Source organism: Bacillus mycoides (genome assembly GCF_000832605.1).
GTDB classification, from domain to species: domain Bacteria; phylum Bacillota; class Bacilli; order Bacillales; family Bacillaceae_G; genus Bacillus_A; species Bacillus_A mycoides.
Map to the genome: position 1 here is coordinate 825811 of NZ_CP009692.1, position 22653 is coordinate 848463.

Consider the following 22653-nt stretch of genomic DNA (forward strand, 5'->3'; position numbering starts at 1 on the left):
ATGATAAAGTTTTTAGAGAAATATGTGATGCCAGTGGCAGGGAAGGTTGCAGAGCAGAGGCATTTGCAAGCGATTCGTGATGGAATTATTTTGACGATGCCTTTCTTGATTATTGGATCTTTCTTTCTAATTATTAGTGCTTTACCCATACCCGGGTATAATGATTTTATGGCAGGATTGTTTGGGGAGAGTTGGCAAAAAGCTTTGGGGTATCCAGTTAGCGCAACATTTAATATAATGTCTTTAATAGCCGCTTTTGGAATCGCTTACAGACTTGGTGAGTATTATAAAGTGGATTCTTTAGCATCTGGTGCATTATCACTTGTATCATTTTTGCTTGCAACACCGTTCCAGGTTATGTATATGATACCAAATACAAAGGAAAGTGTACTTGTAGATGGGGTTATACCAGCTGCGCTAATGGGAAGCCAAGGTTTGTTTGTGGCGATGATTATTGCAATCATATCTACTGAAATTTATAGATTTATTGTACAAAAAAAGATGATTATAAAAATGCCAGAGACAGTTCCACCAGCAGTAACACGTTCATTTGCTGCGCTTATTCCAGGTTTTATTGTCGTGACGGTTGTTTGGATCATTAGATTGATTTTTGAACATACGACTTTCGGTAGCATTCATAATGTTGTAGGGAAGCTTTTACAGGAGCCTCTTAGCGTGCTTGGGGCTAGTCTTTGGGGCGCGGTAATCGCAGTTATTATTGTCCATGTACTTTGGGCTTGCGGAATTCATGGCGCTGCAATTGTAGGTGGTGTAATGAGCCCGATTTGGTTGTCGTTAATGGACCAAAACCGAATTGCTTTTCAGGCTGGGCAAGATGTACCGAATACGATTACTGCGCAGTTCTTTGACTTATGGATTTATATGGGCGGTTCTGGCGCAACACTTGCTTTAGTTGTAGGAATGTTATTATTTGCGCGAAGTCAGCAATTGAAAAGTTTAGGCCGATTGTCGATTGCACCTGGTATTTTTAATATTAATGAAATGGTGACTTTCGGAATGCCGATTGTAATGAATCCACTTTTACTTATTCCATTTATACTGGTTCCAGTCGTGTTAACGGTTGTTTCTTATTTTGCAATGGAATGGGGATGGGTTGGACGTCCGAGCGGAGCTGCTGTACCTTGGACTACACCTATTCTTTTTAGTGGATATTTAGGATCAGGCGGGAAAATTTCAGGAGTTGTTTTGCAGCTCGTTAACTTTGCAATTGCATTCTTTATTTATTTGCCATTCTTAAAAATATGGGATAAACAAAAAGTAGCGGAAGAAAAGGGGGAGTAAAGAAATAACATGGATACGATAGAGACGAAAGCTTTTCATTTAATCTTGCATGGAGGAAATGCGAGAAGTTGTTCAATGGAAGCAATTGATTGTGCGAAGCGCGGTGAATTTCAGGAAGCAGAAGCGAAACTACAAGAAGCTTTAAATGAATTGCAAGAGGCGCATCGCTTACAAACAGAGCTCATACAGAAAGAGGCTGCCGGGGAAAAAACCGAAGTTACCCTTCTGATGGTGCATGCGCAAGATCATTTAATGAATGCAATTACGGTGAAGGAATTGGCGAGTGAGTTTGTAGAATTATATAGGAAGATGTCGGTGGATGAATGAACCTTGCTTAGGCAAGGTTTTTTTATGTATGTGTCCGTACCATCAGTGGAGTGTTTGTTCCACTGATGGTATTTACAATCCTCCTTTTTACGGATGAGTAAGAGTGATAATTAATCGGCAGTAACAATCTCTCCTATACCACGAATTAATTTTTTTATATGCATCTCATTTGGTCTTAATATACTTAAGATATAATCAATCGCTATTTGCGGTTCAACGGTCGTACCGCACGTATAACAGTCGATGGCTGCAAAGTTTTTTTCTGGATAAGTGTGAATTGAAAGGTGGCTTTCGGATAGTAAAACTAAAACAGTAACGCCATGCGGATCGAATTCTTTTGTACTTACGTTTAAAATATGGGCACCAGAGCAATCTGCAGCGTTAACTAAATGATATTCTAAAAAGTGAACATCATCTAATAGGGAAAAGTCCACTCCCCATAAATCTACTATTATATGCTTACCAAAAGTAGAATATTCCATAGGGTAGCACTCCTTACTATAATATTGTCAAAACTCCATTTCCTTTTTGTAACATTGATGTAGGATAAGATTCGATTCTGAGTTTAAAAGAGCGAGATTACGTTGTTCTAAATATTCTTCTTTAAATTGAAACAAAGGAGAAAGAAGAGAAGGTAATGTTCGAGGAGTTGGTACTACATATAATTGCTCAATTTGATCGAGTACATAGGCAGAATTAGCAGCAATATGAAATCCCCAGTCAGTTCCGAAAGAAGGAACGATTGTATGATAACTTTTCACAGTTAATCCAGCATGTTCAATAGTGTTACCGATGCTCCAATATACTAGAGGTGCATCAGCAGGTGAATTAGATTGGCAGACGAATGCTCCATCTTCTGTTAGGAATGTAGCTATAAGGGCAAAAAGCTCACTTGTATATAAAGTGCTTAGCACTTCTGTCGATGGATCAGGAAAATCAATAATAATTACATCATATAAAGAGGACGGAGATTTCAAAAATTCTTTTGCGTCACATACATGTACATTTGCACGATCATCAAAAAATGCTTGTTGATTTAAAGAAACTAACGCTGGAACATTGCGAGCCATCGTAATCATTTCTTCGTCTAAGTCGACGAGGTCTACATGTAGAACTGTTTCATATTTTAAAACCTCTCTTAAAGCAAGACCATCGCCACCGCCTAAGATGAGAACGCGTTTTGGGTCTATTACCTTTGACATAATCGGATGAACAAGTGCTTCATGATATATTTGCTCATCAACGGAACTAAATTGTAGTTGGTTGTCCAAATAGAGGCGAACATCGCTGACTTGTACTAAATTAATATTTTGATAATTACTCTTTTCTTCAAATAAATTTGTATGTTCCCCAGCTTGTATTTCTTTTAGAGAAATTTCATCCCATATATCTAAGTTGTGTGAGTTTGTTTCGATTATAGGTTCTAATTGTGTTTGCTTATTGTGTTTGTCTTGCTTGTCCTGTTTGCCTTGTTTACCAGTATGATTCTGTTTATTTTCTGTTTCTTGCTCGTCTAGTTCAAATTTGTCAGAGTCTAATTCAGAGGGCTTGTCTTTTTTATAGCATGCTATTCTATAAATCTTCACTTTGTTCTGTTTTCTATGTTTTGGCATAGGGATCCCCTTTCGAATTATGTTATTTTATTCTATGTAATTTAGTAGAGTTTGCTTGGACAACAAATAGAAGAGTGTGTTCAAGAGGAGTTTATTTTTTTAAATAGATTTTCACGCTAAAAAAATTTTTTAGTGTTTTTTTGTTTTAAACACAACTAGACAACTAAACACTAATCTATTTTCATACAGTTATGTGTTAAAAGTGAGGTGTTTTATAACACACTGTGTGTTTTTTTGGGGACACACTGATTGAAAGCGGTAACACACAAAGAAATCACTCGAAAAAACGCTGATTTTAGGCGTTTTGAAAAGTTGGCACGCTAATTGCATTAATAAATAGCGTAAAGAAAAATAAATAAAACATAAAATTTTTATACTACACAAGGGGGATTTATAAATGAATATTTTATTATGTTGTTCAGCAGGGATGTCTACAAGTTTACTAGTTACAAAAATGGAAGCGGCTGCAAAAGCTCGTGGTCTAGAAGGTAAGATTTGGGCTGTATCTGGGGATGCAGTAAAAAACAATATCGATCAAGCAGATGTATTATTACTAGGACCACAAGTTCGTTACATGCTTTCTACAATGAAAACGCTTGCCGATGAGAAAAATGTTGGAGTCGATGTTATTAACCCAATGCACTACGGCATGATGAATGGAGAAGCTGTTTTAGATCACGCATTAACACTAAAAAAATAATTAGGGGGGAAGCGAAATGCAAAAGTTTATTGCATTTATGGAGAAATATATTGTTCCTGTCGCTGGTAAAATCGGATCGCAACGTCACTTAGCTGCGATCCGTGATGGATTTATCGCAGTTATGCCACTTATTTTAGTTGGTGCATTGGCATCACTAATTAATGGTTTTCCGTCTGAAGCTTTCCAAGAGTTCATGAAAGGTTTGTTTGGTGAAACGTGGAAACAAGTTGGCGGTGGAATGTGGACTGGTTCTTTCGCAATTCTAGCACTAATCATAGCATTTACAACAAGTTATAACTTAGCAAAATCTTACGGCGTTGATGGTTTGTCAGCAGGTATTATTTCATTTGGTGCGTTAATTATACTTACGCCAACAACACCGAAAGAAGGCGGATTGAACTTAGCTTGGACAGGGGCACAAGGGCTATTCGTAGCAATTATCGTGGCACTCCTTGTTACTGAGGTATTCCGTTTCTTTGTACAAAGAAACATTACTTTTAAAATGCCTGATGGAGTACCACCAGCAGTTTTAAGATCTTTCGCAGCTATAGTTCCAGCATTTGTTATCTTAACAGTAGTTGCAGGTATTCAATTAGCAGTGAAATTAGCTGGTACAAGTGTTCATGAATTTATCTTTAATACGATTCAATCACCACTGCAAAGTTTAGCAGGGACATTACCAAGTGCAATTGTCATTGTACTCCTTGTTCATCTTCTTTGGTTCTTCGGTTTACATGGGCCAAATATCGTTGGTGGTATTATTGAGCCATTATACTTACCGGCATTAGAGAAAAATATGAAGTTATTCCAAGGTGGTACATCTGCATTTGATGTTCCAAACATTATTACAAAACCATTCTTTGATACTTTTGTATATCTTGGTGGTTCTGGTGCAACATTAGCGTTCTTAGTGGTCGTATTACTTGTAGCAAAAAGTGCACAATTACGCGGTGTATCTCGCTTATCAATTGGACCAGGTGCATTCAATATTAACGAACCAGTAATCTTTGGTACACCAATTATTTTAAATCCAATTTTATTCTTACCGTTTATCCTAACACCAATTGTATTAGTAATTACTTCTTATACAGCGTTATCTATTGGTTGGGTACCAAAAACAGTTGTGATGATTCCATGGGCAACACCACCAATTATTAGTGGTTATCTTGTAACAGGTGGACATCTTTCAGGTGCAATTCTACAGTTATTCAACTTTGTAATTGCGATGGTAATCTACTATCCATTCGTTGTATTATCTGACCGTTCTGTTGTTCGTACTGAAAAAGCAGCAGCACAAGGAAATAACAACTCTGTACCTATGTAACATAGTAATTGTTCTCACAGGTAACATTATCTGTGAGAACAATCACCTTTATATCATGTTCAGAAAGATGAGACCCATCTACAAGAACACCAAACTATCATTAATAAAATAATAATTTAATAGACATGTTCAAACTGAAGGGGTATTTAAATCGGTTGAACCATAATAGAGAGGGCGGTAATTATGATGACTACAGCAGAACAAATTCCATTCCAATTGATTTTAAATAGTGGTAATGCACGAAGCTTTGCAATGGAGGCACTTCAATTTGCCAAACAGGGGAAAATGGCAGAAGCTGATGAAGCGATGGTAAAGGCGAAAGAAGCGATTAATGAAGCGCATCATTTCCAAACAGAGCTCATACAATCAGAAGCAAGAGGGGAAAAAACAGAGATTAGTGTTCTTTTAATTCATGCGCAAGATCATTTAATGAATTCTATTACGGTAAAAGAATTAGCGGCAGAATTTATTGACCTTTATAAAAAGCTAGAAGCGAAAGGGGAATAAAGCATGACTGGAATTAAAATTGCTACAATCGGCGGTGGATCTAGTTATACACCAGAATTAATTGAAGGGTTTATTAAACGTTATGACGAGCTTCCTGTTCGTGAAATTTGGTTAGTAGATATTGAGGCAGGAAAAGAGAAGTTAGAAATCGTTGGTGACTTAGCGAAACGTATGGTGAAAAAATCAGGTTTACCAATTGATATTCATTTAACACTTGATCGCCGTGAGGCATTAAAAGACGCTGACTTCGTAACAACGCAGCTTCGCGTTGGTTTGTTAGAAGCACGTGCAAAAGATGAAGCAATTCCATTAAAATATGATGTAATTGGTCAGGAAACGAATGGTCCTGGTGGTTTGTTCAAAGCGCTGAGAACGATTCCTGTTATTTTAGATATTTGTAAGGACATGGAGGAATTATGTCCAAATGCATGGCTTATTAACTTCGCAAACCCAGCAGGTATGGTAACAGAAGCTGTACTTCGCTACACGAACATTCAACGAGTAGTTGGTCTATGTAACGTTCCAATCGGAATTCGTATGGGTCTTGCAAGATTACTTGAAGTAGATGCAAGCCGGGTACACGTTGATTTCGCTGGTTTAAATCATATGGTATACGGATTGGATGTATACTTAGATGGAGTAAGCGTGATGGATCGCGTACTAGAACTTGTAACAGATCCAGAAAAGCAAATTACGATGGAAAACATTGCTGCGCTTAACTGGGAGCCAGACTTTATTCGCGGTCTTCGTGCAATTCCGTGTCCATATCATCGTTACTACTATAAAACACGTGAAATGTTGGAAGAAGAGAAAGCAGCTTCGATTGAAAAAGGTACACGTGCAGAAGTAGTAAAACAATTAGAAGATGATTTATTCGAGTTATATAAAGACCCGAATTTAGATATTAAGCCACCACAATTAGAAAAGCGCGGTGGAGCTTATTATAGTGACGCAGCATGTAGCTTAATTACGTCTATTTACAATAATAAAGGTGATATCCAGCCTGTTAATACACGAAACAACGGAACAATTGCAAGCTTGCCACATGATTCGGCTGTTGAAGTGAACTGTATTATTACGAAAGAAGGTCCAAAACCAATTGCGGTCGGAGATCTTCCAGTACCAGTTCGCGGTTTAGTACAGCAAATTAAATCATTTGAGCGCACAACAATTGAAGCTGCTGTTACAGGGGATTATCATAAAGCGCTGCTTGCTATGACAATTAACCCACTTGTACCATCAGATAAAATTGCAAAACAAATTTTAGATGAAATGTTGGAAGCACATAAAGAACATCTTCCACAATTCTTTAAGAAGATAGAGAAATAAAAAGCGGCGCTGTTTAGCCCGCTTTTTTTAATTCTAGTAGGAGGTATTGCGATGATTAAACTAATTGTAAATGCAGATGATTTCGGTCTTACGGAAGGTACAAATTACGGAATTATTGATGGACATAAAAACGGGATTGTAAATTCAACGACGATGATGATGAATATGCCAGGGACAGAGCATGCCGTACGCTTAGCGAAAGAGTATAAAACGTTAGGAGTAGGAGTTCATCTCGTATTAACGGCAGGAGAACCGCTTCTTAAAGACAATCCATCACTTGTAAGTAGCGATGGATTGTTTCATAAACAAAGTGTTGTATGGGAAGGAAATATAAATCCAGAAGAGGTAGAAAAAGAATGGACTGCTCAAATTGAGAAGTTTTTATCTTACGGATTAACACCAACTCATTTAGATAGTCATCATCACGTGCATGGATTACCGCTTTTACACGACGTTCTTGAGAGATTAGCAAGTAAATATAATGTTCCAATTCGTCGTTGTGAAGAAGAGCGAGCGGTGCGCCCATTTTCAGATGTGTTTTACAGTGACTTTTACGCTGACGGTGTGACGGAAGATTACTTTGTGCAGTTAAAAGAAAGAGTACAGGATGAGCAAACGGTAGAAATTATGGTGCATCCAGCTTATATTGACCCAGAGCTTGTGAAACGTTCTTCTTACGTAATGGATCGCGTGAAAGAGTTGCGTATTTTAACGGAGAGTGAGCTGCCTGAGGGAATGGAGCTTGTGAAGTTTTAATAGGAAAACGACGGCTAAATGGGGCCGTCGTTTTTTGTGCTTACAAAATGCATAGAACATATCCACCGAAGGCCCCGATTATAACGATAACCCAAGGTGGTGTTTTCCAAAAAGCGAGTAAGCAAAATAGAAGAGAAGCAAAAACGAAATCTACAGAATTCATAATTGTACTCGTCCAAATTGGATCATAAAAAGCTGCAAGTAAAATGCCGACAACGGCTGCGTTTACTCCAAGTAGTGCACCTTGTATGTAAGATACTCTCCTTACACTGTCCCAAAATGGTAAAACGCCAACAACGAGCAGGAAGGCAGGAAGAAAGATAGCGATCGTTGCAACAACTGCTCCGGCGGTTCCATTTAGCACTGCTCCTATATAAGAAGCGAATGTAAATAGTGGCCCTGGCACTGCTTGTGTTAATCCGTATCCAGCAAGAAATTGTTCTTTTGTCATCATCCCGTTTTGTACAAACTCACTTTCAAGAAGAGGAAGTACGACATGCCCTCCGCCAAATACAAGTGCACCAGAGCGATAGAAGCTGTCAAATAAAGAGATGAAATAAGAGTATGGTCGTAACATCGGTAACAGTATTAATAGTCCGAAGAATAAGACGAGACAAGATATGGCTACCATTTTTGAAATAGGTACGTTTATTTTATGAGCTTGGCTAACTGGCTGGCCACGATATAAAAACCAACCGATGAAACCAGATACTATAATGAGAATTACTTGTGTCCAGCTGCTTGGCCATAATAGGGCGATTGCGGCAGTTGCAATTGCGATTGTTGCACGGTTTCGGTCTGGTGTTAACTTTTGAGCCATTCCCCATATTGCATGAGCGACAATTGCGACCGCTACAAGCTTCAGTCCGTGAATCCAGCCAGTACTTCCAAGCTCGAATTGGTTAAGAAATGAAGCGAAGAAAACTAAAACGAGCACAGATGGGAGAGTGAATCCGATCCATGAAATAATGGATCCTAATAATCCGCCGCGTAATAAGCCAACTCCCATACCGACTTGGCTGCTAGCAGGGCCAGGAAGGAATTGACATAGCGCTACTAAGTCTCCGTAACTTCGTTCATCCATCCATTTTCTTTTTTGCACGTATTCATGATGAAAATAACCAAGATGGGCGACAGGACCACCAAATGAAGTAAGTCCTAATTTAAATGATACGAGAAAAATCTCTATTAATGATTGGAAAGAGTATTTATTATTTTTCAAAATTTCCTCCTAGACTGTTTTTCTAAGTGCATTATACAAGAGGGAGTAAAGCAAAAGAAACGATTTCAATGTAAAGATTGTGTGAATCTTTTCTTCGTAATTAAAATTTGAAAAAGTCATAAATGATTATGTCTAAACCATAAAGTAGTAGAAGTAGTGCTGGGAAATTTATATGAGGAGAATGCCCGTATGACAACACATTTCTTTGCTAGGTTAACAGGGAAGAGGGAAGTACCTCCTGTAAATACAGAAGCTTACGGTGTAACAGAGCTCATTTTTAGTGAAGATTTAAAGAAGTTGCAATATCGGGTCATATTAAAAAATATAAAAAAAATCACGTCATGCCAAATTCATTTAGGAAAAGCGAATCAAATTGGTCCAGTTATTTTAAGTTTGTTTGGTCCGTTAGAGCAAGGAATTAGTGTGAATGAAGGAGTCGTTACTGGTGTAGCTAGAGTAGAGGATTTTGAAGGGCCTTTACAGGGGAGAGCATTTGACAGCTTGTTTCAAGAGATAATGCAAGCAAATGTATATGTAAATGTTAATACGAAAGCTAATAAAAAGGGAGAAATAAGGGGGAGAATAAGGGAAGTAAAGAAGTAAGCGAAAAGGCTGTCCAAAAAACATTTTGGAACAGCCTTTTCTAATTATATAGAGTGCTACAATATCGCCTAGTTTAATTTTTTACAGGCTGATTTTTAATGAAGAAGTCCATTATATAAAATACTTCGTCATCTGGGATTTGTATTTCAAATGTATTTTCAATAGGTTGCAATGCTTTTTTCACTTTCATATACATCCAGTACTCATCTTGTCTTCGTTTCTCTTTATCAGGATGAGGGAGGAGACTTTCGCCTTTTTGAAGACGGTCAACCATGCAGCTCATATGCAAAATCACACCCATTAAACTGTCGGGAGTTAGCTGTAAAGAAATCAATTCTTGAATTGTATTTAATGCATAACGAATTGTTTTAATAAGTAATGCTCCATCGTTACGCTGCATTTGTTGTTCAAGAATATCAGCCATTTTTGCATAGGTTTCTTCATACGTAATCAATTCTTGAATTGGTTGAATAGCTGTGTAGTTCACAATGTCTTGGAAATGATATGTTAAGCAAGGTATTTGCATATCGAAATTCGTGACGATACAAATGATATTACGCTCTTTTTTTATGTTCTCGATCATTTTCGTTAAATCTTTTTCATGAACGATGCTAATCGGAATAATTTCAATTAAGTCTTTATCAAAGCGTAAATAGTTCTCTAACATTTTTTGAATTGCTAAAGCACTTCCTTCGCCGGTTAAACAAGCTGTTAAAATCACGGATTTCATTGGCGATAGTGGCTTTTTCTTTTCTTCCTGTACGTTTAAATAGAACGGCGTTAAGTTCTTCACTGTTTCGTATAGTGCATCTAATGAATAGCCAAGCTGAGCTTTTCGAGCTGCTTCTAGTGCGTGTGGTGTACTCGTCATGGAAAGAACACGTACAGGGATTTTGAATTCAGTTTCTAATATATCACCAATATAAGCGAGAGATCCCATATCAACAAGTAAGAGAAGCCCGTTTACATTTTGAAGTGTTTTCATATACACTTTAACACGCTCTAAGAAGTCTTTTGGTGATTCATGCAAGGGCATATCGATACCAGTTACTTCATCAATACCGAGAAGTTCGTTTGCAACGTTTGCCATTTCTGTTGCGATGCCATTACCGTGTGCTAATATTAATACTTTTACTTCTGTTTGTGAGGCAGGAATTGGATCAACAACGAAGAACATTGTTAAAAAGCCAGCTTCATCAATAGGTATTGTTATTTGTAATTCTTCTTCTAATAGCTGAATACATTGCATAGCTACGGAAAAAGCTTCTTTATATTTCGTACGAATTTGATTTAATTGTGGGTGGTGAATTTGTTTCCCGCCCTGTAAACGTTGTAGAGTTGTCTGTACATGTAAACTTAAAGCGAGAAATACTTTTTCATCGAAAGTTTTAGATAAATATTTTTCAGCTAGTTCCGCGATTTTTTCACATACGGAAACGATATTACGATCCACAATTTTAAAAACATTTTCATGACTTGTCTTTTTAGATATTTGGTTAAAGTATTGGACGAAAAAGCTTTGAATATCATTTTCTATTAGTAATTCTAATTCTTCCTCTTCAATGCCGCGTGCTTGAAGTTCTTCATATTTATAATCAATATAATCGTAAATAGAAGAGCGACTTCCTTCGGGTTTTATTGTATGTTTACTCCAACCTTCATCACCTGTAAATACAAATGTTTCATTTGGTATTTGATATAGATGACGGCTCTTTCTTTCAATAAATAATCCTTCTTTCATATACCAAGGTAAATCTGTACTTGAAACACAGACAGAATCACGTTTTTTTGTTACGAAATCAGAATAAGCTTTCGCACAGGCAATTTGTACGTCCGTTTTCAATTGACCGATGTTATTTGGACAATTGTAAAAGACGAAAGCACGCATTGTATTTGGACTAACATGAATCTCTTTCCTTAGACGAATTGCTTCATTTGTGAAAAATAGTTGTAGTAAAGCAAACCGTTCTTTATGTGTTCGCTCACGAAGTGGTGGAAGCGTAACGGTCATCGGAATACGTCTTGTAAATGTTTTTAATAAAAATGAATTTGGTTCTTCGGTTGTTGCAGTAATAATCAACACTCGTGCCTTACGTTCATTTTCCGTTTCTCCAAGGCGGCGGTATACTCCGCGATCAATAAATGTGAAGAGCATCTCTTGTCCTTCTGGAGGAAGGCGATGTACTTCATCTAAGAAGAGGATTCCTTCATGTGCTTTTTCAATTAACCCTTTTTGATCACTGGCACCTGTGTAAGCTCCTTTTTTTATCCCAAATAACTGTCCAAGTAGTAGTTGTGGATTGTTTGCATAATCAGCACAGTTAAAGACGATAAAAGGTGCATCTTTTGGAAGTTGTTCCACTTCAATTGCGTATTCGTGCATTAAAGAAGCGAACATCGATTTTCCGACACCTGTTTCTCCAAGTAGTAAAGTATGCATACCGTTTGGAGGATAGAGAATAGAAGCTTTTGCTTTTTCAATTGCAATTTTTAGGCTTGTATTTTCAATAGCAAATGTATCTAATGAAGTGCCCTTTGTTGAATGCGTTTCCAATGAAGTGTTCGTTTCTATATAAAAACGGACAGGGCGTGTACTCGTTTTTAATAAACGATTATCTTTCACAAGCTTGTTTAAATCGCTACTAACATTTGCACGGTCTAACTGTAGAAGTGTAGCGAGTTCTGATGCTGTTATACCTTCTGTATAATTCCCTTTTTGTATTGCGTTAAAAATGAGATCTATTCGTTTCATTTCTATTCACCTCGAAACTTCATCACTATTTAAAATATTACACAAAAATGAGAAGTGTGGGAAGAGAAAAATAAAACAGCTTTAGTACATAGGCACTAAAGCTGTTACAATCTTGTGTCTTTCCAAAAATTCACTTCGAGATGGGAAGATGGATTGTAGGGAAGTAGTTTATATCCTTGTGAGTGTAAATAATCAATTACTTTTGGGAGTATTTGCACTGTGACACTAGAATCATGCATTAAAATAACCTCTACTTGCTCATCGCTTTGATTTCGTACCCTTTCTAGTATTGCGGAAGGATTATCATAGCTTTTCCAGTCATATGTATCAATTGTCCAATCCCACATTTTATACTGGGCAGATACGAGTGCATCACGGTAATTCTTTTTTAAGTAAGGCATGCTACCGTATGGGACCCGAACGAGATGTGTATTTAAATGTGTAACTTGCTGGACAATGTTTTGGGTTTGCTCCATTTCTGCAATTAAAACAGATGGATCGCCAGTATAAAGACGTTTTACATCATGCGACATACTATGGAGACCGATATAATGTCCATCTTTAATCAATCGCTCCATCGTTTTTTTATAATGTGGCACCTTTCCGCCAATAACGAAGAAAGTTGCTTTTCCGTTCTTCTCTTTTAAAATATTTAAAATTTGTGGTGTGTATTTATTTGGTCCGTCATCAAATGTTAAGTACGCAATTTTTGTTGTAGGAGAGGTAGTTTGAGTACTTTGGTAATCTTTTACTTGAATGTCTGTAGTTGCTTTTGTATTCGATGATGCGTACATAGTAATAGTTAAAAATAAAATTATACATTGAAGTAATCGCTTGATCATAACATTCACCCTCAGTTTGACAATCAAGATGTAAAAATGAAAATTTGATGCTTTTTTCGTTATACGTATATCTTTCTCCAATAGAGGCACTCTCAAACAATCTATATTTTGGAAATGGGGAATAAGGATTAAAAAATAAAAAATAGCATCCTCTTATGAAAAGAGGATGCTATTTGAATATTTCATAATAGTAAAGGCTATACTACAATTAGTCTTCGCGCTTTTTCACTTTTTTATAGAAGGAAATAATTGGTTTGTAACGTTCGTGTACAAGACCGATTACTTCAGCAATGATTTCTGTAAAGAAGATTAAAATGAAAAGAAGAATAATGGATAACCATAATGTTGCACTACTGAAAATAATTGCATTTACACTAAAGAAAATACCCAATGCGTAAATAATTAGTACCGTTTTACGATGAGAGAATCCCATTGCAAGCAAACGGTGATGTAAATGCGACTTATCTGGTGCTGAAATAGGCTTTTTATTTACGATACGGCGGATAATTGCAAATGTCGTATCAAATATAGGTACACCTAAAATAATGATTGGAACGATAAAACTGAATAAGGTTACGCTTTTGTATAATCCAAGTAACGATATAACAGAAATACAGTATCCTAAAAATAGTGCTCCTGTATCTCCCATGAAAATTTTTGCTGGATGGAAGTTGTAGAATAAAAATCCAATTGTACTTGCTAATGTAATCAGTGCTAGAGGTAATATAATAGCTGCTCCAGTACCCCATGGGCTAGTGAAGGCCATATATGCTAGCGTTGCAAGTACGATAGATGAAATCCCTGCGGATAATCCATCTAATCCATCAATTAAGTTGATGGCATTTGTAATACCTACAATCCAAAATACAGTAATTGGATAAGCAAGCCATCCGAGTTCAGTATCTCCAAGAATTGGAATATATAATACTTGCACTAATAATCCACTTTTGACAATCATGATGGCAACTAATAGTTGTCCACCGAATTTTACCCTCGCAGATAGTTCGTACATATCATCTAAAATCCCGATGATAACAATGATGATAGCACCTAAAGTTATCGATAACATTCTTTGTTCGTACAATCCACCGACAACAAATCCTACGGCTACACCGATGAAAATTGCTAACCCGCCAAGACGAGGCATAATTTTTTGGTGTACTTTACGCGCATTTGGCTTGTCTGTTGCTCCTATTTTGAAAGCTAATTTAATAACTAAAGGAGTAACGACGAGTACAGTGATGAAAGATGCCAAAATGGCATAAATCACTTGTGAGTCCATTAATACCCCACCCTTTATAGTTTAACGTAATTTTTTCAATCATATTTATCTGAAAATTATGATGTTTATTTACAGGCTCATAACATATGGTATCACAAAAAGATTAGAATTCAATCTTTTTTTCTTTTGGCTGTAAAGGGCAGTGAATAGAATATATGACAATTGGATATGGAATGTTGTGTCCTTTGAGAAGGTTGATCTCATATTGTGGCTTATAATATGACATTGTACTTCCCTCTCATATAGCGATGACTTTTGTTTCAGTATTATAAGTGTTGCACGTAAAATGAGTAAGTTCCGTGTTAAATTGTGGGAATTTACATTTTGTATATATTGCATCATTCAACTTTACAAAATCTTAAAAAATAATAAAAAAACGATTCATATAATAAAGAAGTGAAAGAGTTTTCTCATTCTTATTGTGAGAGGGGGAAGCACAGGGGGAGTTCTATGTATTCGTATATTTTCTTATGTATATTCCTGTGCGAAAAGAAAATGAAAATTACGATAATAGGTACCGGATATGTTGGATTGATTACGGGAGTAGGATTGGCGAGATTGGGACATTCAGTCACATGTTTCGATATAAATAGTGAAAAAATTGAACGGATTAAACAAGGCGAGTTACCTATTTATGAATCTGGATTAAATGAATTAATAAATGAAGCATACGAGAATAATCATTTAACTTTTACAGCAAGTAAATCAGCGGCATTTAATGATGTAGAGTTTATATTTATTGCAGTTGGAACGCCATCGTTATTAGATGGAACAGCAGATTTAACGTATATTCGTAGTGCTTGTGATGATATTGGAACATATGTGAATAACGATATTATTGTTGTTACGAAAAGTACGGTTCCTGTAGGGACAAATGATGTAATGAGAGAATGGATTGAGGGGAAACTACAAGGTAGACATGAATTATATATTGTATCGAATCCAGAGTTTTTAAGAGAAGGTTCTGGTATTTATGATTTTTTTCATGGTGATCGTATCGTAATTGGATCATGTAGTGAAGAAGCGGCAAGGAAAGTAGAGAATTTGTACAGCAAATTAAGCTTACAAACGTATATTACAGATATTCGAAGTGCTGAGATGATTAAATATGCATCTAATGCTTTTTTAGCTACGAAGATTAGTTTTATTAATGAAATTTCTAATATATGTGAGCAAGTGGGTGCGGATATATTAGATGTAGCTACAGGGATGGGGATGGATAAGAGAATTGGTGCATCTTTTTTAAATGCAGGCATCGGATATGGAGGATCTTGTTTTCCAAAAGATACGAAAGCACTTGTGCAAATTGCAGGGAATGTTTCTCATGATTTTAGCTTGTTGAAAGCAGTCATTGAAGTGAATAATAAACAACAGTTGTTGTTAGTTGAAAAGGCGAAGAAAATTATAGATATGAAGAAGAAGCGAATTGCGGTTCTTGGTGCAGCATTCAAACCGAATACTGACGATATTAGGGAAGCGCCATCTCTCATTATAATAGAGGAATTAATTAATATAGGTGCGGATGTGGTTTTATATGACCCGCAAGCTATTCAAAATGTAAGAAGTTTATTTGGAAATACGATACGATACGCTAAGTGTATAGATGAATCGATTAGAGAGGCGCATGCAGTTTTTATCGTAACAGAATGGGAATCAATTCGAAATTATCCGCTAGAAAAGTATGCACAGCTTATGAGGGAACCTATTCTATTTGATGGGAGAAATTGTTATACTAATGAGGATGCCGAGAAGCATGGATTAGATTATTACTCAGTTGGGCGAAAAGGCGCCTGTAATAGTAATGTTTCTCAGGTGCGTTAAAAAGTGTATTTTCACATGCATATTTTTATATGCGATAATAGAAGTTTTAACTAGTGAAAGAAAAGAGGCAATGAAATGACTGAACGTTTAAAAGTAATGACAATTTTCGGGACACGACCAGAAGCAATTAAAATGGCACCTCTTGTATTAGAGTTGCAAAAGCACCCAGAAAAGATTGAATCAATTGTGACTGTAACAGCACAACACCGTCAAATGTTAGATCAAGTATTAAATATCTTTGGAATTACGCCAGATTTCGATTTGAATATCATGAAAGATCGTCAAACTTTAATTGATATTACAACACGTGGTTTAGAAGGTTTAGATAAAGTAATGAAAGAAGCGAAGCCTGATATCGTACTTGTGCATGGTGATACAACGACGACATTTATTGCAAGCTTAGCTGCTTTCTATAATCAAATTCCAGTAGGGCATGTGGAAGCCGGACTTCGTACATGGGATAAGTATTCTCCATATCCAGAAGAGATGAATCGCCAACTAACAGGTGTAATGGCGGATCTTCATTTCTCACCTACAACAAAATCAGCAACGAACTTACAAAAAGAAAATAAAGATGAGTCACGCATTTTCGTAACAGGAAATACAGCGATCGATGCACTGAAGACAACTGTAAAAGAAACTTATAGCCATTCGGTGTTAGAGAAACTTGGAAATGATCGTCTTGTACTTATGACAGCACACCGTCGTGAAAATTTAGGAGAACCAATGCGCAATATGTTCCGTGCAATTAAGCGTCTTGTTGATAAGCACGAAGATGTACAAGTTGTATACCCTGTTCATATGAATCCTGTTGTTCGCGAAATAGCGAATGATATTTTAGGCGAGCATAGCCGTATTCATTTAATTGAGCCGTTAGATGTAATTGATTTCCATAACGTTGCAGCTCGTTCATACTTAATGTTAACTGATTCTGGTGGTGTACAAGAGGAAGCACCATCACTAGGTGTGCCAGTCCTTGTCCTTCGTGATACGACGGAACGCCCAGAAGGTATCGAAGCAGGTACGCTGAAATTAGCAGGAACAGATGAAGAGACAATCTTTGGTCTTGCTGATGAGTTGTTATCTGATAAAGAAGCTCATGATAAGATGACGAAAGCATCTAACCCTTACGGCGATGGTCGTGCGTCTGAGCGTATTGTAGAAGCGATTTTACAACACTTTAAGAAGTAACAACAATTGCGTGAAATAAAAAGAGCCAAATCGTATACGATTTGGCTCTTTTTTTATTCATGATTCCTCATAATCCACTCTGCATGAGCATTTGTAGAAGGGGGAGGAGGCGGTGGTGTTTTGTTCTCACTCGGCTCCTTCTTTGCTTTTGCGCTGGAGTTAGAATTTGAATCGGAATTTGTATTCTCATTTTTCGTAGTCTCTGTTGGAACTTTTGCTTTTTCTCCTATTTCCTTTTCAATTTCGTTACGTACAGTCTCTACACTGATTGGATCTGGAAGGAAGTAATAAATACCGCCAATTTTTCTGTCTTCTCCTTCAAGTTTTAACGTTTGTATTGTAGAAGGGTCGAATCCAGAGATTTTATTGTAAAGAGCAAGTCCGTCTGAAATAGGAATATCGGTTTTTATATATTTTCCAACTACCTTTGTTAAATCTTTAATTTTAAATACGGTAGAAGCAGAGTTTAGCTTTTGGGCAACAGCAGCCAGTACTTGTCTTTGTCTAGCAGCTCGACCATAATCACCGTTAGGATCTTGCTTTCGCATACGGACGTATGCGAGTGCTTCTTCACCATTTAAGTTCTGTTGACCTTGTTTAAATTGGATTTTTTTATAGTAATCCACGTCAGAGCGTTCCCAGAAATCGAAGGGGACATCAACGGTAATACCGTCAACAGCATCAACGATACCTTTAAATCCTTGGAAATCAATTTTAATATAATGATCAACAGGAACTTTTAAAAACTCTTCGACGGTGTCGATTGCCATTTTTTCTCCACCGTAAGCATGGGCAGCGTTAATTTTGTCTTCTTTATTTTTGCCAACAATCTTAACACGAGAATCGCGTGGGATACTCATAAGTGAAACCTTTTTTGAGTTTGGATTAACTGTCGCGAACATGAGTGAATCTGTTCGGCCGTTTTGACCATCTGTTGCGTAATCCTCAATACCCATAATTAGTATTGTGAAAGGTTTTTTTGTGATTTCCACATCTTCTGCTCGTAATTTAGATTTTTCACGGCTAAATCCACTGTACATCCCCATGAGAGAAGTGTAGGAATTTAACATATAAAGTCCTACGCTACCAAATAAAAATGCGAAAATAAGAAAGAAGAAAAACTTTCTTCTACGTTTCTTTTTTATTCTGCTATTTTGGAGATGATAATAACGTTCTTCCATATATAATCTCCTTAGTTCATTTGTAGGGAATTAATTCACTACATTAATCTTTAAAGGCGATAAGTTAGCTATTCTTAGATAACACCTTGTTCTAAGTACAACATATCTCCTTCTTTAATTGTACACTTCCCGTTTGTTAATTCAATCATCCAATCTGTAAATGTTTGTTTTCGATTTTCTTTTACATACGTATCGAATGTGACGTTTTCTAGATAATGTATATCTTTAATGTTATATTCTGAATTACGTAATTCATTTTCAACTTTGCCAAGCAATGTGTAATCAATTTCTGTTTCCATAACGCGCATTAGTTTTCGCTCAACAACGCCTACGTGATTAAGTCCTTCACTTGTACATTTTCCATATGCGCGAATTAATCCACCAGCACCAAGTTTAATGCCACCAAAATAGCGCGTGACGACAACGACAGTATCCTTTAGACCTCGCTTTTTTAATACTTCTAACATAGGTACACCAGCTGTGCCGCTCGGTTCGCCGTCATCGTTTGCCTTTTGAATTTGATCTTGCTCACCGATTAAATATGCGGAACAATTATGTGTTGCATTCCAATGCTGTTTTTTTATTTTTTGTATAAATGCTTGAGCTTCCTCTTCCGTTGTGGCGCGATTCACATAGCAAATGAATCTTGATTTTTGAATCACAATTTCGTGCTCTCCATAGCCTTTTATTGTTAAATATTGTAATAACAATGGTATACGCCCCTATCTTTCAAAATAACTAGTACTTTACATTTTAAAAGGGAGCGTTTTTATATTCAAACATTTTTTACAAATATGTTGAAATTTTTGGTGAGTATTTTATCTTTTTGTTGTAATTTGTCGAGCGAGTGATTGTAGTTTCTAGCCGGCATTTTTATGTATGGATGCACCTTTTCTAGTTTTCGTGTAAAATTAGGGGATAAAAATTTTTTATAAGGCAGGTACGAAAATGAAAACAGCTATTGTTACCGATAGTACAGCATATATACCGAAGCATATTCGTGACGAACTCAATATATATATGATTCCATTAAACGTTGTGTTTGGAACGGAATCTTATCAAGAAGAGGCTGAAGTTTCAGCAAATGATTTTTATATAAAGGTACGTGAACAAGAAGAACTTCCGAAAACTTCGCAACCAGCAATTGGAAAGTTTTTAGAGTTATATGAAGAGTTATCTAAAGAATATGATGCAGTTATTAGCATTCACCTTTCCAGTGGAATTAGTGGTACATATCAAACAGCAACGGCAGCTGGACAGATGGTAGATGGTATTGATGTATATACGTACGACTCTGAAATTAGTTGTGAAGTACAAGGGTTTTACGTGCGTGAAGGGGCGAAATTAGTAAGTGAAGGGAAAGCCCCAGAAGAGATTATCGCTCGCTTTGATGAAATGAAGCAAACGATGGATGCTTATTTTGTAGTGGATGATTTACATCATTTACAACGTGGTGGAAGATTAAATAGTGCACAAGCTTTCATCGGTAGTTTGTTACAAGTAAAACCAGTATTATACTTTAGAGATAAAGTAATTATTCCATTCGAAAAAATTCGTACGCGTAAAAAAGCGTTAAAGCGTATCGTTGAAATCTTTGATGAGCAGGCAAATAAAGGTGTGCCTATGGAAGCTGTTATTATTCATGCGAATCGTGAAGAGGAAGCTAATGAATGGAAACAAGAATTAGAAGAGATATACCCTCATGTTACAATTCGTACGAGTTATTTCGGAGCTGTAATTGGGACGCATTTAGGTGAAGGTGCGCTTGGTTTAGGTTGGTATACGAAGTGATAAAGATATAAAAGCTCTCTTACTTGAAGAGGGTTTTTTTACGGGGATTTGACAAGTTAATATTTGGAAATGGTAAAATGTATGTAAAATTAAATAATGAGGAAAGTTTTATTACTTACTTTTTACAAGAAACTATATTATAATAGAAGAGAGGTGAAACATATGGAGCATAATTCTTGTTTATGTCCAAAGTTTGAGTCAGCTTTTACAATGCTTAGTAAGAAATGGACTGGCTTAATTATTAAATCTTTGCTCGAAGAGCCGAAACGTTTCAGAGAAATCGCAGATATTATACCGAATATGAGCGATCGTATGTTGTCAGAACGTTTAAAGGAATTAGAAGGCGAAGGTATTGTAGTTCGTAATGTTTACCCAGAAGTACCAGTTAGAATCGAGTACGGTGTAACTGATAAAGGGAAAGCGTTGGAAAGTGTTATGGATGAGGTCCAAAATTGGGCTGAAAAATGGATGAAGTAATGTTTCTATTTCATTCATATTGGAGTATTTTCAAAACGTAAGGGGTTCCCTTACGTTTTTTTTTCAATCCTATAAAAAACGGTGTAAGGCTCTTAAAATTCTACATATATATACAAATTTAGATATACTTTGCTATAGAGATAAATGTAATATTACATTTATTTTACAAAACCGTAACATTAGCAAAAAAACTCCCGAATTATGGTATAAATTTTAATAGGTTATATACGGAAAATGAAAAAAGAAAGCGGTGTAAAAAATAAAATGAAAAAGCTAAAAATGGCATCTTGCGCATTAGTTGCAGGGTTAATGTTTTCAGGGCTAACACCAAATGTATTTGCAGAAGATAAAATTTCTGACGTGAAATCACAAATTAACACACAAAATGATACTTTACATAAACAACAACAAGAACGTGATGAATTACAAAAACAAATGAATGACTTAAACAAAACAATCCAAGGTTTGGATAAGTCTGTTCAAGAGAACGCTTCAAAACTTGATGAAACAACAAAAAAAGTTTCTGATACTGAGCAATTAATCGAAAATAAAAATAAAGATATTGCAGAACTACAAACAAAGATTGCAAAACGTGAAGAGTTATTAAGAAAACGTTTAGTTGCACTACAAGAACAGCCAAATACGAACATTGTAACAGAAGTTCTTGTAAACTCTAAAAACGTTGCAGATTTAGTTGATCGTTTAGCTTCTGTGTCTAAAATTATGGAATCTGACGAAGATATCATGAAAACACAACAAGAAGATCAAACGAACGTGAAAAAAGATGTTGAGACAGTAAAAGAAAAACAAAAAGAATTAAAAGAAGCACAAGCTCAAATTGAAACTGCTAAGAAAGAACTTGACGTTGAAAAAGAGAAAAAAGCAACAGCAGTAAACGATTTAAGTGGTAAAATGGATACAGTTGTAACTACAATGACAAGTACGGAAGGTCAATTGAAAGAGCTTGAACAACAGGCATTAAAATTACAACAAATCGCTGAAAAAGAAGCGCAAGAAAAAGCGGCACAAGAAGCTGCTGCTCAAAAACAAGCAGAGCAAGCTGCTAAAGAAGCACAAGCTGCTAAAGAAGCACAAGCTCAACAAGCTGCACCAGCGCAAGCGCCTGCAGAACAAGCTGCTCCAGCAAACAATGCTGGACAAGCTCAAAAAGAAGAGCCTAAAAAAGAAGAAGCGAAAAAGCCAACTCCAACTCCAGTTCCAGTTCCGGATACTCAAGGTGGCAGACAGGATGTTGTTGAAAAAGCTAGAGGTTTAGTGGGCCTAAAATATGTATGGGGTAGTGCGTCAATTTCAAATGGTGGTTTTGACTGCAGTGGACTAATCTCTTATGTTTACGGTTTAGGTCGTCAAGATACAAGAAGCTTATGGAGCTCTGTACAAAAAATTAGTGCATCTGAAGCGAAGCCAGGAGATCTTATCTTCTTACAAGGTACTTACAGAGAAGGCGTATCTCACGTTGGAATTTACATTGGTGGCGGTCAAATAATTCATGCTGCTGATGAGTCAACAGGTGTTACTTACGGTAGTGTAAATAGCTCTTACAACCAAAAACATTTCTTAGGTTACGGTAGATTATAGGATTTATAATTGAATAAAAAACGTGTATAAAGTC

General features: G+C 36.4%; 20 protein-coding genes and 1 pseudogene. 13 read left to right on the forward strand and 8 right to left on the reverse strand.

Going from position 1 to position 22653, the window contains the following annotated elements:
* On the forward strand, positions 1 to 1302 hold the full coding sequence (celB, locus tag BG05_RS06000) for a PTS cellobiose transporter subunit IIC (protein WP_003192403.1): 1302 nt from the start codon (positions 1 to 3) through the stop codon (positions 1300 to 1302).
* Positions 1303 to 1311: 9 nt separating this feature from the next.
* Positions 1312 to 1629 (forward strand): PTS sugar transporter subunit IIA, encoded by a 318-nt coding sequence (locus BG05_RS06005; RefSeq protein ID WP_002016162.1) that lies wholly within the window; start codon positions 1312 to 1314, stop codon positions 1627 to 1629.
* A 110-nt stretch (positions 1630 to 1739) separates the two neighbouring features.
* On the opposite strand, the gene speD is transcribed toward BG05_RS06005, so the two are convergent.
* Both speD and BG05_RS06015 read right to left on the reverse strand, forming a co-directional pair.
* Positions 1740 to 2111 (reverse strand): adenosylmethionine decarboxylase, encoded by a 372-nt coding sequence (gene speD, locus BG05_RS06010; protein WP_003192401.1) that lies wholly within the window; start codon positions 2109 to 2111, stop codon positions 1740 to 1742.
* Positions 2112 to 2138: 27 nt separating this feature from the next.
* Entirely contained in the window at positions 2139 to 3242 is a 1104-nt protein-coding gene (locus BG05_RS06015; protein ID WP_003192399.1) for a polyamine aminopropyltransferase, read from the reverse strand.
* Between the two features lie 397 nt (positions 3243 to 3639).
* On the opposite strand from BG05_RS06015, the gene BG05_RS06020 reads away from it, so the two are divergent.
* From BG05_RS06020 to chbG, 5 genes are all read left to right on the forward strand, one after another.
* Positions 3640 to 3942 (forward strand): PTS sugar transporter subunit IIB, encoded by a 303-nt coding sequence (locus BG05_RS06020; protein ID WP_001023565.1) that lies wholly within the window; start codon positions 3640 to 3642, stop codon positions 3940 to 3942.
* Between the two features lie 16 nt (positions 3943 to 3958).
* Positions 3959 to 5266: a PTS cellobiose transporter subunit IIC gene (gene celB, locus BG05_RS06025; RefSeq protein ID WP_003192396.1), complete on the forward strand. Its 1308-nt coding sequence runs from the start codon at positions 3959 to 3961 to the stop codon at positions 5264 to 5266.
* Between the two features lie 183 nt (positions 5267 to 5449).
* Complete coding sequence (locus BG05_RS06030) at positions 5450 to 5773, forward strand: PTS lactose/cellobiose transporter subunit IIA (RefSeq protein WP_000989054.1); 324 nt, start codon at positions 5450 to 5452, stop codon at positions 5771 to 5773.
* A 3-nt stretch (positions 5774 to 5776) separates the two neighbouring features.
* Complete coding sequence (gene celF / locus BG05_RS06035) at positions 5777 to 7102, forward strand: 6-phospho-beta-glucosidase (protein WP_002089625.1); 1326 nt, start codon at positions 5777 to 5779, stop codon at positions 7100 to 7102.
* A gap of 51 nt (positions 7103 to 7153) precedes the next feature.
* Complete coding sequence (gene chbG, locus BG05_RS06040) at positions 7154 to 7858, forward strand: chitin disaccharide deacetylase (protein ID WP_003192393.1); 705 nt, start codon at positions 7154 to 7156, stop codon at positions 7856 to 7858.
* Between the two features lie 40 nt (positions 7859 to 7898).
* Here chbG and BG05_RS06045 read toward each other — a convergent pair whose 3' ends face one another.
* A complete protein-coding gene (locus tag BG05_RS06045) occupies positions 7899 to 9080 on the reverse strand; it encodes a chromate transporter (protein ID WP_003192391.1) in 1182 nt (393 codons plus the stop codon).
* 189 nt (positions 9081 to 9269) lie between these two features.
* Here BG05_RS06045 and exsM point away from each other — a divergent pair, with 189 nt between their 5' ends.
* Positions 9270 to 9683: an exosporium regulatory protein ExsM gene (exsM, locus tag BG05_RS06050; protein WP_003192389.1), complete on the forward strand. Its 414-nt coding sequence runs from the start codon at positions 9270 to 9272 to the stop codon at positions 9681 to 9683.
* Between the two features lie 73 nt (positions 9684 to 9756).
* Here the strand turns inward: exsM and BG05_RS06055 are convergent, their stop codons facing one another.
* From BG05_RS06055 to BG05_RS06065, 3 genes are all read right to left on the reverse strand, one after another.
* Entirely contained in the window at positions 9757 to 12435 is a 2679-nt protein-coding gene (locus tag BG05_RS06055) for a sigma-54-dependent transcriptional regulator (RefSeq protein WP_002034748.1), read from the reverse strand.
* 104 nt (positions 12436 to 12539) lie between these two features.
* Positions 12540 to 13277 (reverse strand): polysaccharide deacetylase family protein, encoded by a 738-nt coding sequence (locus BG05_RS06060; protein ID WP_012261992.1) that lies wholly within the window; start codon positions 13275 to 13277, stop codon positions 12540 to 12542.
* A gap of 208 nt (positions 13278 to 13485) precedes the next feature.
* Entirely contained in the window at positions 13486 to 14559 is a 1074-nt protein-coding gene (locus BG05_RS06065) for a glycosyltransferase family 4 protein (RefSeq protein ID WP_002068377.1), read from the reverse strand.
* Positions 14560 to 15009: 450 nt separating this feature from the next.
* Here BG05_RS06065 and BG05_RS06070 point away from each other — a divergent pair, with 450 nt between their 5' ends.
* On the forward strand, positions 15010 to 16380 hold the full coding sequence (locus tag BG05_RS06070; protein ID WP_016127671.1) for a UDP-glucose dehydrogenase family protein: 1371 nt from the start codon (positions 15010 to 15012) through the stop codon (positions 16378 to 16380).
* Between the two features lie 75 nt (positions 16381 to 16455).
* Complete coding sequence (gene wecB, locus BG05_RS06075; protein ID WP_002034751.1) at positions 16456 to 17571, forward strand: non-hydrolyzing UDP-N-acetylglucosamine 2-epimerase; 1116 nt, start codon at positions 16456 to 16458, stop codon at positions 17569 to 17571.
* A 53-nt stretch (positions 17572 to 17624) separates the two neighbouring features.
* Here wecB and BG05_RS06080 read toward each other — a convergent pair whose 3' ends face one another.
* Both BG05_RS06080 and BG05_RS06085 read right to left on the reverse strand, forming a co-directional pair.
* Positions 17625 to 18752 (reverse strand): LCP family protein, encoded by a 1128-nt coding sequence (locus tag BG05_RS06080; protein ID WP_002016146.1) that lies wholly within the window; start codon positions 18750 to 18752, stop codon positions 17625 to 17627.
* 74 nt (positions 18753 to 18826) lie between these two features.
* A complete protein-coding gene (locus BG05_RS06085) occupies positions 18827 to 19462 on the reverse strand; it encodes a YigZ family protein (RefSeq protein WP_003192381.1) in 636 nt (211 codons plus the stop codon).
* 238 nt (positions 19463 to 19700) lie between these two features.
* Here BG05_RS06085 and BG05_RS06090 point away from each other — a divergent pair, with 238 nt between their 5' ends.
* From BG05_RS06090 to BG05_RS06100, 3 genes and pseudogenes are all read left to right on the forward strand, one after another.
* Positions 19701 to 20543, forward strand: coding sequence for a DegV family protein (locus BG05_RS06090; RefSeq protein WP_002016143.1), 843 nt, complete (start codon positions 19701 to 19703; stop codon positions 20541 to 20543).
* Positions 20544 to 20705: 162 nt separating this feature from the next.
* Positions 20706 to 21020: a winged helix-turn-helix transcriptional regulator gene (locus BG05_RS06095; protein ID WP_002089608.1), complete on the forward strand. Its 315-nt coding sequence runs from the start codon at positions 20706 to 20708 to the stop codon at positions 21018 to 21020.
* A 140-nt stretch (positions 21021 to 21160) separates the two neighbouring features.
* A pseudogene (locus BG05_RS06100) lies at positions 21161 to 22619 on the forward strand (C40 family peptidase).
* The last annotated feature ends 34 nt before the right edge of the window (positions 22620 to 22653 follow it).

Excerpts from the sequence above, each read along its gene's own strand:
- BG05_RS06030 (WP_000989054.1), top strand. The coding sequence starts at position 5,450 with ATGATGACTACAGCAGAACAAATTCCATTCCAATTGATTTTAAATAGT.
- celF (WP_002089625.1), top strand. The coding sequence starts at position 5,777 with ATGACTGGAATTAAAATTGCTACAATCGGCGGTGGATCTAGTTATACA.
- BG05_RS06090 (WP_002016143.1), top strand. The coding sequence starts at position 19,701 with ATGAAAACAGCTATTGTTACCGATAGTACAGCATATATACCGAAGCAT.
- BG05_RS06065 (WP_002068377.1), bottom strand. The coding sequence starts at position 14,559 with ATGGACTCACAAGTGATTTATGCCATTTTGGCATCTTTCATCACTGTA.
- BG05_RS06020 (WP_001023565.1), top strand. The coding sequence starts at position 3,640 with ATGAATATTTTATTATGTTGTTCAGCAGGGATGTCTACAAGTTTACTA.
- wecB (WP_002034751.1), top strand. The coding sequence starts at position 16,456 with ATGACTGAACGTTTAAAAGTAATGACAATTTTCGGGACACGACCAGAA.
- speD (WP_003192401.1), bottom strand. The coding sequence starts at position 2,111 with ATGGAATATTCTACTTTTGGTAAGCATATAATAGTAGATTTATGGGGA.
- BG05_RS06015 (WP_003192399.1), bottom strand. The coding sequence starts at position 3,242 with ATGCCAAAACATAGAAAACAGAACAAAGTGAAGATTTATAGAATAGCA.
- BG05_RS06070 (WP_016127671.1), top strand. The coding sequence starts at position 15,010 with ATGTATTCGTATATTTTCTTATGTATATTCCTGTGCGAAAAGAAAATG.
- BG05_RS06060 (WP_012261992.1), bottom strand. The coding sequence starts at position 13,277 with ATGATCAAGCGATTACTTCAATGTATAATTTTATTTTTAACTATTACT.
- BG05_RS06080 (WP_002016146.1), bottom strand. The coding sequence starts at position 18,752 with ATGGAAGAACGTTATTATCATCTCCAAAATAGCAGAATAAAAAAGAAA.
- celB (WP_003192403.1), top strand. The coding sequence starts at position 1 with ATGATAAAGTTTTTAGAGAAATATGTGATGCCAGTGGCAGGGAAGGTT.
- BG05_RS06095 (WP_002089608.1), top strand. The coding sequence starts at position 20,706 with ATGGAGCATAATTCTTGTTTATGTCCAAAGTTTGAGTCAGCTTTTACA.
- exsM (WP_003192389.1), top strand. The coding sequence starts at position 9,270 with ATGACAACACATTTCTTTGCTAGGTTAACAGGGAAGAGGGAAGTACCT.
- BG05_RS06005 (WP_002016162.1), top strand. The coding sequence starts at position 1,312 with ATGGATACGATAGAGACGAAAGCTTTTCATTTAATCTTGCATGGAGGA.
- BG05_RS06055 (WP_002034748.1), bottom strand. The coding sequence starts at position 12,435 with ATGAAACGAATAGATCTCATTTTTAACGCAATACAAAAAGGGAATTAT.
- chbG (WP_003192393.1), top strand. The coding sequence starts at position 7,154 with ATGATTAAACTAATTGTAAATGCAGATGATTTCGGTCTTACGGAAGGT.
- celB (WP_003192396.1), top strand. The coding sequence starts at position 3,959 with ATGCAAAAGTTTATTGCATTTATGGAGAAATATATTGTTCCTGTCGCT.